The 13723-nt window shown below is 64.9% G+C and carries 12 protein-coding genes and 1 tRNA gene; 10 read left to right on the forward strand and 3 right to left on the reverse strand.

The window, feature by feature from the left end:
- Positions 1–3: 3 nt before the first annotated feature.
- Together F468_RS0103570 and F468_RS0103575 are read right to left on the reverse strand one after the other, a co-directional pair.
- Positions 4–1797 carry a bifunctional diguanylate cyclase/phosphodiesterase gene (locus F468_RS0103570; protein ID WP_018138555.1) on the reverse strand — a complete coding sequence of 598 codons (1794 nt, stop codon included), beginning with the start codon at positions 1795–1797 and terminating at the stop codon, positions 4–6.
- A complete protein-coding gene (locus F468_RS0103575; RefSeq protein WP_018138554.1) occupies positions 1781–3874 on the reverse strand; it encodes an ATP-binding protein in 2094 nt (697 codons plus the stop codon). The genes F468_RS0103570 and F468_RS0103575 overlap by 17 nt, the downstream gene beginning before the upstream one ends.
- Positions 3875–4359: 485 nt before the next feature.
- Between F468_RS0103575 and htpX the strand changes: the two genes are divergently transcribed.
- Positions 4360–5247, forward strand: coding sequence for a protease HtpX (gene htpX / locus F468_RS0103580; protein WP_018174629.1), 888 nt, complete (start codon positions 4360–4362; stop codon positions 5245–5247).
- Between the two features lie 106 nt (positions 5248–5353).
- Here htpX and F468_RS0103585 read toward each other — a convergent pair whose 3' ends face one another.
- Positions 5354–6034 carry an MBL fold metallo-hydrolase gene (locus F468_RS0103585; protein WP_018174630.1) on the reverse strand — a complete coding sequence of 227 codons (681 nt, stop codon included), beginning with the start codon at positions 6032–6034 and terminating at the stop codon, positions 5354–5356.
- Positions 6035–6402: 368 nt separating this feature from the next.
- Between F468_RS0103585 and F468_RS0103590 the strand changes: the two genes are divergently transcribed.
- The 9 genes from F468_RS0103590 (at position 6403) to F468_RS14090 (ending at position 13640) form a co-directional block, all read left to right on the forward strand.
- Positions 6403–7938, forward strand: coding sequence for an ATP-binding protein (locus F468_RS0103590; RefSeq protein ID WP_018174631.1), 1536 nt, complete (start codon positions 6403–6405; stop codon positions 7936–7938).
- Complete coding sequence (locus F468_RS0103595; RefSeq protein ID WP_018994635.1) at positions 7935–9362, forward strand: sigma-54 dependent transcriptional regulator; 1428 nt, start codon at positions 7935–7937, stop codon at positions 9360–9362. Before F468_RS0103590 ends, F468_RS0103595 begins: the two co-directional genes overlap by 4 nt.
- A 397-nt stretch (positions 9363–9759) precedes the next feature.
- Positions 9760–10299 carry a hypothetical protein gene (locus tag F468_RS0103600; protein ID WP_018994636.1) on the forward strand — a complete coding sequence of 180 codons (540 nt, stop codon included), beginning with the start codon at positions 9760–9762 and terminating at the stop codon, positions 10297–10299.
- A gap of 97 nt (positions 10300–10396) precedes the next feature.
- Entirely contained in the window at positions 10397–10927 is a 531-nt protein-coding gene (locus tag F468_RS0103605) for a DUF4168 domain-containing protein (protein ID WP_018138549.1), read from the forward strand.
- 222 nt (positions 10928–11149) lie between these two features.
- Positions 11150–11578: a 50S ribosomal protein L13 gene (gene rplM / locus F468_RS0103610; protein ID WP_018138548.1), complete on the forward strand. Its 429-nt coding sequence runs from the start codon at positions 11150–11152 to the stop codon at positions 11576–11578.
- A 29-nt stretch (positions 11579–11607) separates the two neighbouring features.
- Positions 11608–12000, forward strand: coding sequence for a 30S ribosomal protein S9 (gene rpsI, locus F468_RS0103615; RefSeq protein WP_018994637.1), 393 nt, complete (start codon positions 11608–11610; stop codon positions 11998–12000).
- A 39-nt stretch (positions 12001–12039) separates the two neighbouring features.
- A tRNA-Gln gene (locus F468_RS0103620) sits at positions 12040–12113 on the forward strand.
- Between the two features lie 406 nt (positions 12114–12519).
- Entirely contained in the window at positions 12520–13437 is a 918-nt protein-coding gene (locus tag F468_RS0103625) for an MBL fold metallo-hydrolase (RefSeq protein ID WP_018138816.1), read from the forward strand.
- 53 nt (positions 13438–13490) lie between these two features.
- Positions 13491–13640 carry a DUF3096 domain-containing protein gene (locus F468_RS14090; RefSeq protein WP_018138815.1) on the forward strand — a complete coding sequence of 50 codons (150 nt, stop codon included), beginning with the start codon at positions 13491–13493 and terminating at the stop codon, positions 13638–13640.
- Positions 13641–13723: the final 83 nt, after the last annotated feature.

Here is a 13723-nt window from a genome sequence, read left to right on the forward strand (position 1 = left end):
ATGTCAGGCGCAGGCTCGGCCCAGCAGACCGCTTGCGTCCGTCTCGGCGAGCGGGCGGTGGTAGAGATATCCTTGGCCAATCGGGCATCCGAGCTTCGCCAGGTGTCGTGCGTCGGCCTCGGTCTCGATGCCCTCGGCGACGGTGGTCAGGCCGAACCCGCGCCCCACCGACAGGATGGCGCGGGCCAGAGTGTCCATGCTCGGGTTCGCGGATACGCCGTCTATCAGGCTGCGGTCGATCTTGATGGCCGTAACCGGCAGGCGACGCAGGTACGCCAGCGATGAGTAGCCGGTACCGAAGTCATCAATCGCGATCGATACCCCGAGGGCCCTAAGGGCCCGAAGTTCCTCTACTGCCGCGTCCACGTCGTGCATTACCGCAGTCTCGGTAATCTCGATCTCCAGTGCGCTGCCGTTCAGGCCGTTGGCCTTCAGCGCGCTTTCCACTGCATCCACCAGCGATCTGCCGGATCGGGTCAGGGCGGCGAATTGCTGGGTGGAGACATTGACCGCGATCGGCGGGCAGTGCCCGCTGGCCTCGCGCCAGCGGCGGGCGGCGGCCAGTGCCTCGTGCAGGGCCCATTCTCCCAGCTCGGCGATACGCCCGGTGTTCTCCGCCAGCGGGATGAACTCCGCCGGCGAGATGAGCCCAAGACGCGGATGCTCCCAGCGCATCAGGGCCTCGAACCCGACCAGGCAGCCGCTGGCGAGCTCGATCTTTGGCTGGTAAAGCAGGTGGAACTGGTCTTGCTCGCGGGCGACCGTCAGACCGTATTCCAGTTGGTGGCGTCGGCGTGCAGCCTGCTCCAGTACGGGGTCGAAGCTGAGCCACTCGCTCCCGCGGCGTTCGCCCTTGGCCAGGGTCAGCGAGACCCGGCGGATCAGTTCCTCAGTGTCGCGACCATGATCGGGGGCCCGGACGTGTCCGGCGGAGGCACTGGGGGTGATCTCGTAGCGCCCCAGGCGCAGGTGCGCCATCGAGGCATCCAGGCAGTCCTGCAGGGTGCTGGTGGCAATGCTCTCGCTGCTGGCCACGGCGAGCAGCAATGTGGAACTGCCCCAGATGCCGCACAGTACTCGCCCCGGGGTCTGATCTTCCAGGGCCAGGCGCAGCCGCTGGCCGATCTCGCGCAGCATCAGGTCGGCCGCGGCATAGCCCTCAAGACGTTCCACTGCCTCGTGACCACGGACGTGCACCATGACCAGGTCCAGGGCGCTGCCGGTCTCGATGGTCCCGTCAATGAAACGCAGCAGTGAATGCCGGTTTGGCAGGCCGGTAGCCGGGTCGTGGTGGGCCAGGTGCTCGAGGTCCTGTTCGGTGCGTTGCAGGGTGCGCACACGGTCGGCCAGGCTGCGCGACAGGTCTTCGGCGCGATCGTGGGCGGCGTTGTGCAGCGCCCGGACCCGCAGGAGATTGTCGATCCGCTGCACCACCTCGGTGGTGTTGAACGGCTTGGTAATGAAATCCAGCGCCCCGGCGGCGAGGGCCTGTTCCCGGGTCTGGGGGTCGATCTGCGCGGTCAGGACGATGACCGGCAGCCAGTCGCCCTCCGCCAGGTCGCCGTTCAGTTGGCGCATCACCTCGTGGCCGTCGATACCGGGCATGCGGATGTCCAGCAGCACCAGGTCGAAGGGTTCTTCGCGCCAGCGCTCCACCGCGCGTTCCCCGCTGGTTTCGCTGGCGACATCCCGGAACCCGGCCCCCTCGAGGATGGCCCCGAGCAGATCCACGTTCATCCGGTTGTCGTCCACGATCAGAATGCGGGCATCGCGGGGGCTGTCAGCGGGTGTAATCATCGGCGTCCGTGCGACTCGCGGAAGGCTCGAGCAGTGGGTCGAGGGCCGCGAGGAACCGCGCTATATCCAAGGGCTTCGTGAAGTAAGTCACAAAATCCGGGTTTTGGTTCCCGTCATCGACGGCCTCACGCGTGGCATCGGCACTCAGGGCGATGATCGGGACCTCCCGGGTCTCCGGACGCGCGCGCAGGAGGCGGGCGGCCGCGGTCCCGCTCATCCCGGGCAGGTGGATGTCCATGATCACCAGATCCGGGGGGTTCTCCCGGGCGAGCATCAGGCCCTCCTCAGCGCTTCCCGCCGTCTGTAGTTCGATCCCGTCGCGAAGCGCCAGGATCTCTTGCATCAGGCTGACATTGGCTGGATTGTCCTCGACATACAGCACCCGCCGGCACAAGTCCGTTCTCGGTGCATCGTCGAGCGACCGGGTTGTGTGTTCCTGGGTCGCTGGACGCTCGGCGGCGCTGGTCATGGGCAGGGTGAAGAAGAATTCCGTGCCTTCGCCCTCCTGGCTTCGGTATTCGAGTTCGCCACCCATGTGTCGCACCAGCTCCCGAGTGATGACCAGTCCGATTCCGGAGCCCTGGATGGCGCCGGTCTCGTGCCCGAGGCGGCTGAAGGGCCGGAACAGTTCGGCGCGGCGGTCTTCGGGGATCCCCAGGCCGGTGTCCCGGACACGGAATTCCACGCGTCCGTCGGGCATGGGGGTCACGTGGACGCGCACGATGCCCTCGTCGCGGTTGTACTTGATCGCATTGCTGAACAGGTTCAGCAGTACCTGCTTGAGCCGTGTGCGGTCGGCCTGTACGGCGGGCAGGGCGGGTTCCGGAGGCGGAAAGTCCAGCTGGATGCCCCGTTCGCTGGCCGCGCCCTCGATCATGCCGCGGCACTCCGCGAGGGTCATGGCGGGATCCGTAGGCTCCAGTGACAACGCGATTTGCCCGGCCTCGATGCGGGACAGGTCCAGGATGTCATTGATAAGGGCCAGAAGGTGGTGTCCGCTGCGCTCGATGTGCTCGACCTGGCGCTGCTGGCGCTCGGGCAGTGGGTGGGCCCGGTCGGCCCGCATCAGCTGGGAGAACCCCAGGATGGAGTTCAGTGGGGTGCGCAGCTCGTGGGACATGTTTGAGAGAAACTCGGACTTGGCACGATTGGCCCGTTCGGCCTCCGCCAGTTCGCGGCGCTGGCTCTCGCGCAGGTCGGTGAGGTCCGTGACGATACCGATGTAGTGGGGCTGCTCTTCGATTCGAACCTCGCTGACCGCGAGCTGCATCGGAAAGGTGGAACCGTCGCGGCGCAGCCCTTCGACCTCGCGCCCGCTGCCGATCACCCGCGCTTGCCCCGTTTCGCGGTAGTGACGCAGGTAGTCGTCGTGTTCGTGGGCCCAGCGTGACGGCATCAGCATGGATACGTTGTGCCCGAGGACTTGATCCGCCGGGTAATCGAACAGTCGTTCGGCCGCCGAATTGAACTGCTCGATATGGCCAGTGTGGTCGATCTGGATGATGCCGGCCGCGGCCGTTTCGAGTACGGCGGCGAGACGCTGGCCCTGAGCATCCAGTGCGCTGCGGCTGTGCCCCAGGTCGCGGCGCGCGAGGTACTCGCGCAGCAACGAGGTGGCGATTTCGCCGAATTCGCGCAGATCCGTCGCCTCCTCTGAACGGAAGCGGCGTGGTTGCGTGTCGATGATGCACAGATTGCCGACTGCAAGCCCGGGCTCGGGTGTCAGCGGGATCCCGGCGTAGAAGCGGATGCCGGGCTCGTCGAGGACCAGCGGGTTGTCGGTAAAACGCGGGTCTGCGGTGGCATCCTCGATGATCAGCAGTTCATCCGGCCGGGCCAGAGCGTGTGCACAAAAGGAGATGCTGCGCTCCGTGCCGGCCCCGAGCGGACCCTGTGGCGCGATGAAGCACTGGCATTGCTCGTCGACCAGCGTGACCGTGGCCATGGGGACGTCGAAGTGGCGCGCGACGAGCCGCGTCAGCGGCCGAAACAGGTCGTGGTCGCTGGTTTCCAGGGGCAGGCGGTGCACTGCCTCCAGACGTGCCTGCTCGTTTTCGGGCAAGGGTGCGGAGGGCATCGGCCGGGACCGTAGGAATGGCCTGGCAGTATGCGGGAAGAATGGCGTTGATGGGAGGGGGCCGGCAGGGTTGGGGGCTGGGAACCGCAGCGCCGGAATGTGGTCCTTAAGGAAATACTGATGAATATACACGCTCGCTGCTTCGTCGCTTTTGCGTGCGAACAAGGCGCGGTGACTGCCGTGCAGTCATTCTGCACAAAGGAGGCGCAACGCCGCTGTTCCCACGCTTCGGGGTTGGCACCCCAGGTTCCCCGATCCTGCGTTGCGCCGCTTGCGGGTAGAACCACTACCCGCTGCACGACGCGCCTTGTCTCGGAAAACCTGGGGTACCAACGCGAGCGTGTATATTCATCAGTGTTTCCTTAAAGCGGCGCGGTATCCCGCCGGTGGTGATGAAATACCGCCGGCGAGCCTTGAATTCCGGCGCGTGGCAACCATTTAATACGCATCCACCGATTCCGACTGATGGGGTACAGGAAGGCTTCATGAAACGTATTGCGCTGTTTCTGGCGACAAACTTCGCCATCATCATCGTGCTCAGTATCACCCTGCGCCTGCTGGGTGTGGAGCGCATTCTCGACGAGGAGGGGGTCCACCTCGACCTCAATGCGCTTCTGATCTTTGCCGCGGTGTTCGGCTTTGGCGGGTCCTTTATCTCGCTGGCCATCTCCAAGTGGATGGCCAAGAAGACCATGAAGGTCCACGTCATCGACAAGCCGCGCAATGCCACCGAGCAGTGGTTGCTGGAGACCGTTCAGCGCCAGGCCCGTGAGGCCGGGATCGGCATGCCGGAGGTGGGCATCTATGACTCGCCGGACCCGAATGCCTTCGCCACTGGCATGAGCAAGAACAATGCGCTGGTTGCGGTCAGCACCGGGCTGATGCAAAGCATGGGTCAGGGCGAGGTCGAGGCGGTGCTGGGCCACGAGGTCGGGCACGTGGCCAACGGCGACATGGTCACGCTGGCGCTGATCCAGGGCGTGGTGAATACCTTCGTGATCTTCCTGGCGCGTGTGGCTGGGCATTTCGTCGACCGCGTGGTTTTCAAGAACGAGTCCGGTCATGGCCCGGCGTTCTGGATTACCACCATCGTGACGGAGATCATCCTGGCGATCCTGGCCTCGATCATCGTCATGTGGTTCTCGCGCCAGCGCGAGTTCCGGGCCGACGAGGCGGGAGCGAAGCTGGCCGGACGCGAAAAAATGATCGGTGCACTGGAGTCGCTGGCGCGCGCCTCCGGGCGCCAGGTGGACATGCCCGATCAGATGGCGGCCTTCGGCATTCGCGGGGGCATGGCCCAGGGGCTGAAGAAGCTGTTCATGAGCCACCCGCCGATCGAGGAGCGCATCGCGTCGCTGCGTGCGAACAGCTGATTCACCTCCAGCACCAGGGGCAGGAACGCGGAAGGCCGCCGACAGGGCGGCCTTCTTCGTTGGGAGGCTGGTTACTCGTAGGATGCGTTGAGCGCAGCGAGACGCATCAATAATAGCGTCCGCGCCCGGGCTGACCGCCAGCAGCGAGAGCGGCATCGCCCACAAAAGGGTTGCTGCGGCGCTCTTCCCCGAACGTCGACTCCGGGCCGTGGCCGGGCACAAAGCGCACATCGTCGCCCAGCGGCCAGAGGCGCCGGGTGATGGATTCGATCAGTTGCGGCCCGTTGCCGCGCGGGAAGTCGCTGCGGCCGATGGCGCCATGGAACAGGACATCGCCCACCAGGGCGAGGCGGCTCTCGCGGTCGAAGAACACGATATGACCCGGGGTGTGCCCCGGGCAGTGCAGCACCTCGAGCGTGACCTCGCCCAGCGGCAGATTCTCGCCGTCGTGCAGCCAGCGATCCGGAACCAGCGCAGGCATCTCGGGAAAACCGAACATCTGGCACTGCATCGGCAGCTGATCGAGCCAGAAGGCATCTTCAACCTGAGGGCCCAGGATCGGGATATTGCAGCGGCGCGCCATCTCGGCGGCGGCCCCGACATGATCGAGGTGGCCATGGGTCAGCAGGATGCAGTCCAGCCGGACATCCTGCCGTCGTGCGATCTCGATCAGCGTGTCGGCCTCGGCGCCGGGGTCCACCCAGGCGGCGGCGCGGGTCTGGTCGCACCAGATCAAGGTGGCGTTCTGCGCGAGTGCGGTAACGGGGTGGCTCAGGTGCTGGAGCATATGGGCTGTGAAGATCGGTGACGAGAACGCGGATTGTGCCCGTTTTTGATTCGTGACGGGAATTCGGGAATAGAACGCGCGCGCCTGCGTCTTAAAGGGTGTGCAGATCTTTAGAAAAAGCGGTCGAGCGGAGCAGCCCAAGAGTACGACCCCCTGCGTACGAGGCTGCTTGACAAGAAGATCGCTATATTAGAAGATTTGCATATGCTGATTGCTACCCCCCCCCTGGTAGCGTCAGCAGACTCCTCCATCCTCCTTTGGTGGTTTTCTTGGCGCGGGCTTCGACCCGCGCTTTTTTTTGCCCGGAATTCGCATCCCGACAAAGCCCTGCCTAACATGACGGCGATGTCCGGATCCCCGAACGCCTGATGCCCACACGTCTGAACAGTCTGCGCAATGCGGTGTTGCTGTTTGTCCTGCTGCCCCTGTTGCTGGTGGTCGGCGGCACGGTGACGCTCGGGCTGCAGGAGTTCCAGACGCAGATGGAAAATCGCATGCAGGCCGATATCGAGCTGGTTGCGCGTTCCATTCGCCTGCCTGTGGCCACCGCGATGATTGACCAGGACGTGACCACGGTGCAGCAGTCGCTGGACTCGTTGTTCCAGATCGACCAGGTGTTCGGCGTCTACGTCTACGACGCCCAGGGCGACATGGTCGCCACCAGCGGGCCGCCCAGCCCCACCATTCGCCACCCGGGCGAGGCCCAGGCGATCAGCGAGACGGGCAGCCTTGGCGCCTTCGACGAACATCAGGGGCGCGAGGTCTTCTCGTTCTTCCTGCCACTGTCGGATTCCGCCGGGCGGATCGTCGGCCTGTTGCAGGTGACGCGTGACGTCTCGCCGTTCCGGGCCTATGTGTCGCAGCTGCGCTGGCAGGGGGGCATGGTGATGCTGGCGGTCAGCGTGCTGTTCTTGCTGGTGGTCCTGATTGGTCACCATCGAGCGGTCGGGCGTCATGTGGCGCGCCTGATCGGTGCCATGCGAGATATTGGCGACGGGCAGCGGGGGCTGCGCGCCCCGGAGAAGGGACCCTGGGAACTGCGCCGTCTGGCGATCACGATGAACGGGATGCTGGAGCGCCGCGAGGCCTCAGAGGCGGCATTGCAGGCGCAGCGCGAGGAGCAGGCACGGCTCGAGGAAAAGCTGCGCCACTCGGAAAAGCTGGCTGCCATTGGTCAACTGGCGGCCGGGGTCGCGCATGAGCTGGGGACACCTCTGGGTATTATCGCCGGCCGGGCCCAGCGTGCCGCGCGGCGCTTGCCCGCGGACGACCCCGCGCACAAGGAGATGAAGGAGCTGCAGGCGGAGCTCGAGCGCGTGGAGACCATCGTCCGCCAGCTCCTGGATTTCGCGCGCCGGAATCCGTTGCAGCAGCGCCCGCTGGAGCTGCAGGGCCTGGTCCGCGAGATCGTGGCGCGCGTACAGGAACGTGGCAAAGGGCGCGAACAGGTGCGCTTTGATCTGGATGGCGGGGCGTTGACGGTGGCGGCGGACCGGTTGCGTCTGGGGCAGGCGCTGGAGAATCTGATCGACAACGCTGCGCAGGCTGCTGCCGAATGTGTGCGGGTGAGTTGGCGCTGCCAGGGCGACACGCTCGAATGTGTGATTGCGGACGATGCCCCGCGCGCGGGGCGCGGAATCTCCGATGAGCAGGCTGAGCGCCTGTTCGAGCCCTTTTTTACGACCAAGCCGACGGGCGAGGGGACCGGCCTGGGGCTGGCGGTCGCACAAGTGGCGCTGGAGGACCATGGTGGCCAGGTAAGGCTGGATCGCAACGATCCGCAGCTCACGCGTTTTGTGGTCACGCTCCCGCTCGCGTCCGGCGCCTGTCGCGACAGGCAATCGGAACCGTCCGGGGCGGAGTCGGTCCAGGACGGGCACGCAACAGGTGGAGGAGCGGAATGAGCGTGGCCCGGGGTGACGAGCTGAACAATCGCGTGCTGGTCGTCGAAGACGACCGGGGCCATCGCGAGCTCCTGGCCGAAGAGCTGGCCGAAGTGGGCTACGCGGTCACTGCGGTGGAGACGGCCGAGGAGGCCGAGCAGGTCCTGCGGCAGCAAACGGTTTCCCTGGTGGTCAGCGATCTGCGGCTGCCCGGTGCCGATGGCTTCCATGTGCTGGAGGTGGCGCGCGACACGGTGCCGGTGCCCGGGTTCATCATGCTCACGGGCTTCGGCACGATCGATCAGGCCGTGACGGCGCTGAAGGCGGGTGCGGACGACTTCCTGACCAAGCCCGTCGATCTGGAGCATCTGCGTCTGGCGGCCGAACGGGTGGCCGAGGCCCGCCGCCTTCGGGCCGAGGTACGCCAGTATCGCGAGGTCCTTGCGGGCGACGAGAGCTTTCATGGCATGCAGGGCAAGAGCCCGGCGATGCTCAAGCTGCATGACCTGATCCGTCGGATCGCCGCGGCCGATGGCAGCGTACTCATCACCGGCGAATCGGGGACGGGCAAGGAGCTGGTGGCCCGCGCGCTGCATGCGGAGAGTGCCCGCGCCGATGGCCCATTCATCGCGCTGAACTGTGCGGGCATCCCGGAGACCTTGCTGGAGTCGGAGTTGTTGGGGCATGTCGCCGGGGCGTTCAGTGGCGCCAAGGGCGCGCGGCGTGGCCTGTTTACCGAGGCCGACGGCGGCACACTGTTCCTCGACGAGATCGCCGAGATGCCGGTGGCCATGCAGAGCAAGCTGCTGCGTTTGCTGCAGGACGGGCGTGTCCGGCCGGTGGGTTCCAACGAGGAGATCGAGACGGACGTGCGCATTGTGGCCGCCACCCACCAGGATCTGCAGGAGCGTATTCGTCACGAGCAGTTCCGCGAGGACCTCTATTACCGTCTCGAGACCTTTCGTATCGAGATCCCGCCCCTGCGCGATCGCGGTGATGACATCGAGCGCCTGGCGCAGCAGTTCCTGCGCGAGCAGGCGCTGGCGCGCGGGCTGCCCGTGCGCGAACTCAGCCCGGAGGCCATGCGTGCCCTGCTGCGCTACGGCTTCCCCGGGAACGTCCGCGAACTGGCCAGCCTGATGGAACGCGCGGCGACGCTCGCATCCGGGGAGGTGATCGAGCTACGCGATCTGCCCGAGCGTGTGCGCCAGTCCGGGGCCGCTAGCGGCTCGGGTGAATCGTCCGGGAATGTCTCTGGAGCCGACCTGCCGATACCCGGCGCCGGTGATGACAGCCACTGGCCCAGCCTCGCCGAGGTGGAGCAGGCCTATCTGCATCGGGTCCTGGAGCATGTCGAGGGCAACAAGCAACGCGCCGCGCGTATCCTGGGGATCGGCCGCAAGACGCTTTATCGCAAGCTGGGCGAGAGCGAGTCGGATTCGTGACCGGCGTTATCTGCTGCGCGCCGCGCCTGGTCTCGGAAAACCTGGGGTACCAACGCGAGTGTGTACATTAATCAGTGTTTCCCGAGTGCCTCTGCTCGGCGCCTCTCCACCGTTCACGGTCGGCTCTATCGTGACCCTTTTCACCCCTCCCAGCCCCTGATGGGCCGTACTGACCCGGGTCGCCCTGACCCATGTGTCGTTTTGACCCGCATCTCATTGTGACCCAGGCCCACCTGCAGGCCCTTTGGGTATTCGTAACACATTGAAGATTATAGTTTTGTTCTCTTTTGGTCGTTTTTGGCACGGCTTCTGCTAATTCCTTGGGTGCAGTCAACCGAAAGCCAATCGAGCCGTTCCGTTGACTGTGCTGAAACCTTAAATGAAGGAGAGAAGCACAATGTCGACTTTTCGTAAATCTGCTCTAGCAATCGCGATGAGTTCCCTTTTTGCCCTCGGTGGTCTGAGCGCCGCCCAAGCCATGGGCGAAGGTGCCGAGGCGCCGGATGAAGAAGAGGCGCAGGAAGAACAGGGTGGTATGCCGCCCCAGATGATGGTCCAGGCGGGTGAGCCTGCCGCGCCGCCGGCCGATGATGACGACGAGGATCGGGACGGCGGTGGCATGCCTCCGCAAATGGCCCAGGCCGGTGAACCGGCTGCTCCGCCCGCGGATGACGACGAAGACGAGGGCAACGGCGGTATGCCTCCGCAGATGACTCAGGCTGGTGAGCCGGCTGCCCCGCCCGCGGATGACGACGAGGACGAGGGCAACGGCGGTATGCCTCCGCAGATGACTCAGGCTGGTGAGCCGGCTGCCCCGCCCGCGGACGATGATGATGACGACCGCGAAGGCGGTATGCCGCAGATGGCCCAGGCGGGCGGCGCTGAAGCCCCGGCTGGCGATGATGACGACGACGAAGACGACGCCCCGGATTGGTAAGGGGCTAACGGGCAAGCCGGGCAGTGTTCGTCTGCCCGGCCCCCATCTCTGAGGCAGGAGCCTCGAGTTTTTTCACCCAGAGGAAGAGGTAGACATTATGAGCTTTCGCAAGACCGCACTCGCATTTGCTTTGACTTCCATGTTCGCGATCGGTGGCGTGGCGACCGCGCAGACCGGCGACATGGGTGGTGCCCAGGGTGGCGCTGAGGGTGCCCCGCCGCAGGGTGGTGCCGAAGGTGGTGCTCCGCCGCAGGGTGGCCAGCCGCCGGAAGGTGGTGCCCAGGGTGGTCAGCCGCCTGAAGGTGGCGCTCCGCCGGAAGGTGGTGCTGCTGGTGCGCCGCCCGCTCAGCAGGCCCCTGAAGTGGACCTGAGCGAAGAAGATATCGACACGTTCGTAGGTGCCTTTGTGGCCGTCCAGGAAGTGCGCGAAGACTTCGCCAACCGCCTGCAGGAAGCCGAGGATGAAACCGAGGCCCAGTCCATGCAGCAGGAAGCCCAGGACGAAATGGTCAGCGCTGTTGAAGACGCCGGCATGTCCGTCGAGGAATACAACGAAGTGGCCATGGCTCTGCAGAACGATCCCGAGTTGATGCAGGAAGTCCAGGAGCGCGCCGAAGCGGAGATGTAATCCATCCCCGCTCCGGACCCCGGGCCTCGCGCCCGGGTCCAGAAAGGGCCGGCCTTCGTGCCGGCCTTTTTATTGTTTTCTATTACGGGATATCTCATGGGTGTGATCGCGCACAGGTTCTCGTGGGGCGTGCAGATTAATCCGCGCGCCGCTTGAATCAGACGCCGGGAAGCGCTATTCTTGCGCGCTTTCTGAATCGCCCCGACATCGGAGCATCAAGACATGAGCACCATCAGCGCCAAGCCGGCTGAAGTCGAACGCGACTGGTTCCTGGTCGACGCCGCGGACAAGACCCTCGGCCGCCTCGCCACGGAAATCGCGCGTCGCCTGCGCGGGAAGCACAAGCCCGTCTACACGCCGCACGTGGACACTGGCGATTACATCGTCGTGATCAACGCGGAAAAAATTCGCGTGTCCGGCAACAAGGCCAGCGACAAAATGTACTTCCGCCATACCGGCTACCCGGGTGGTATCAAGGAAGCCAATTTCAACCAGATGATTGACCGTCATCCGGAGAAGGTGCTCGAGCTCGCCGTGAAGGGCATGCTGCCGCGCAACCCGCTGGGCCGCGCCATGTTCAAGAAGCTCAAGGTGTACTCCGGTACCGAGCATCGCCACACCGCGCAGCAGCCGCAGCCGCTCGACATCTGACGGCTCAACAGCAAGGGAAATCGATCCGTATGGCTACCAATCAATACTACGGCACTGGCCGTCGCAAGACCTCCTCGGCCCGCGTGTTCCTGCGCCCGGGTACGGGCAACATCACGGTCAACGACAAGCCGCTGGACGAGTTCTTCGGCCGTCAGACCTCGCGCATGGTCGTGCGTCAGCCGCTGGAGGCCACCGAGTCCACCGAGAACTTCGACGTGATCGCGACCGTGGAAGGCGGGGGTGGCAACGGCCAGGCCGGCGCCATTCGTCTGGGCATCGCTCGTGCGCTGGTGCAGTTCAACGAAGAGATGCGCCCATCGCTGCGTCGTGGGGGTCATCTGACCCGTGACGCCCGCGAGGTCGAGCGCAAGAAGGTCGGCCTGCGCAAGGCTCGCCGCGCGACCCAGTACTCGAAGCGCTAAACCGCGCTCGAGTGCCGGCGCGTACGGCACCCGGTTTACTGGGGGATCGTCTAGCGGTAGGACTACGGACTCTGACTCCGTCAACCCAGGTTCGAATCCTGGTCCCCCAGCCATCCATAGAGAAGGGCCCCCTCGCGGGGCCCTTTTCTATGGATATTTGAGCGAGTCCGGGGTTCGAACCTGGAAGGTTCGGCGCAGCGAGGCGGAGCACTGCACGCGCGCTGCGCGTGCAGCCCCGAAGGGGTGAGGCGGCGTAGCCGCCGAATCATCCTGGTCCCCCAGCCATCCCCGCCTGGAGCCGCTATCGGCCCTTGCGGGTCGAGCATGGCGATGCGGCGATCTCTGCCGCTGGCTTTCCCTCCCCGCGTCCCAAACTCGCTACACTCCCTGATCGACGCCTCGCCACCCGCAGCCAGCGGGAATTCTTGCGGCCCCTCTGCGTCGAACCCTTCAGGAATGGCGCGAATGTCGACTCGATGTGCGCCAGACAAAACCAAAAAACAGGAGAGGAGAGAGTCCATGTCGGTACCTGACAACCCCTACGAGCCGGTCAGCGTCGATACCACCGCCCACGAGGTCGAGGGCGCGGATACCTGGTACATGATCGGGATATCCGGAATCCCCGACCCGGACAACGAGGGGCATACCTCGAACGCCGGCTTTGTGGTGACGGACGAGGGTGTGGTGGTCTACGACGCCCTGGGGACGCCGCCGCTCGGGTTCGAGATGATCCGGCGGATCAAGGAGGTGACGGATCAGCCGATCAAGTACGTGATTGCCGGGCATTACCACGCGGATCACATCTATGGCCTGCAGGCCTTCGCCGATCACACGGACGCGAAGATCATCGGCCAGTCGCGCGCGCAGGACTATCTTGACAGCCCCGGGGCCTCCGCACGGCTCGAGCAGCGCCGAGGTGTGCTGGCTCCCTGGGTCGACGAGGACACCCAGATCATCCCGCCGGACGAGTTCTTCGATGACGAGTACGTGATCAAGCTGGGCGGCAAGACGTTTCGTTGCGTGCACGCAGGCCCGGCCCATTCGCCGGATGACATCATCATGGTGGTGGAGGAGACCGGCGTGGTCTTTGCCGGCGATATCGTGTTCGACGGCCGCATCCCGTTCATGGGTGATGACGCGCTGGACTCGGAAAACTGGGTCAAACGTCTGGAAGAACTGATGGAGATGGACCTGAAGTTCCTGGTCCCGGGGCATGGCGACGCCACCGACGAGGCAGCTCGCGCGGTGAAGTTCACCCGTGACTATATCGCCTATCTGCGTGAACACATGGGCGCGGCAGTCGAGAATATGGATTCCTTCGACGAGGCCTATGCGGCGATGGACTGGTCCGACTATGAGGACCTGCCGGCCTTCGAGCAGACCAATCGCAGCAACGCCAATGCCGTTTATCTGGAGATGGAAGAAAAACTCTTCTGATCTCGATCACTCGCGGTATGCCGGGCCGTAGCGCCCGGCAAAGGAGTATCCGCATGACACTGCATATCGACCCCGGCCTGCTGACGGCCATCCTCTCGCTGGGTGCGGGCATCCTGATTCTGGTCTGGCCCCGGCTGCTGAACTACATCGTGGCAATCTACCTGATCGTAATCGGTGCGGTGGGGCTGCTGACCTACCTGTAACGCCGGGTAACCAGAAGCCGGGTACCGAACGGCGCGGGGATCGGCAGGTACTTTGGTGCCCAAAAGCATGGACGAAGAGTGCG

It is taken from the genome of Thioalkalivibrio sp. ALJ2, from assembly GCF_000378325.1.
Taxonomy (GTDB): Bacteria; Pseudomonadota; Gammaproteobacteria; order Ectothiorhodospirales; family Ectothiorhodospiraceae; genus Thioalkalivibrio.

What these genes read in the sequence shown, in the direction of transcription:
- F468_RS0103570 (WP_018138555.1), bottom strand. Translation starts at nt 1,797, where the DNA reads ATGATTACACCCGCTGACAGCCCCCGCGATGCCCGCATTCTGATCGTG.
- F468_RS0103575 (WP_018138554.1), bottom strand. Translation starts at nt 3,874, where the DNA reads ATGCCCTCCGCACCCTTGCCCGAAAACGAGCAGGCACGTCTGGAGGCA.
- htpX (WP_018174629.1), top strand. Translation starts at nt 4,360, where the DNA reads ATGAAACGTATTGCGCTGTTTCTGGCGACAAACTTCGCCATCATCATC.
- F468_RS0103585 (WP_018174630.1), bottom strand. Translation starts at nt 6,034, where the DNA reads ATGCTCCAGCACCTGAGCCACCCCGTTACCGCACTCGCGCAGAACGCC.
- F468_RS0103590 (WP_018174631.1), top strand. Translation starts at nt 6,403, where the DNA reads ATGCCCACACGTCTGAACAGTCTGCGCAATGCGGTGTTGCTGTTTGTC.
- F468_RS0103595 (WP_018994635.1), top strand. Translation starts at nt 7,935, where the DNA reads ATGAGCGTGGCCCGGGGTGACGAGCTGAACAATCGCGTGCTGGTCGTC.
- F468_RS0103600 (WP_018994636.1), top strand. Translation starts at nt 9,760, where the DNA reads ATGTCGACTTTTCGTAAATCTGCTCTAGCAATCGCGATGAGTTCCCTT.
- F468_RS0103605 (WP_018138549.1), top strand. Translation starts at nt 10,397, where the DNA reads ATGAGCTTTCGCAAGACCGCACTCGCATTTGCTTTGACTTCCATGTTC.
- rplM (WP_018138548.1), top strand. Translation starts at nt 11,150, where the DNA reads ATGAGCACCATCAGCGCCAAGCCGGCTGAAGTCGAACGCGACTGGTTC.
- rpsI (WP_018994637.1), top strand. Translation starts at nt 11,608, where the DNA reads ATGGCTACCAATCAATACTACGGCACTGGCCGTCGCAAGACCTCCTCG.
- F468_RS0103625 (WP_018138816.1), top strand. Translation starts at nt 12,520, where the DNA reads ATGTCGGTACCTGACAACCCCTACGAGCCGGTCAGCGTCGATACCACC.
- F468_RS14090 (WP_018138815.1), top strand. Translation starts at nt 13,491, where the DNA reads ATGACACTGCATATCGACCCCGGCCTGCTGACGGCCATCCTCTCGCTG.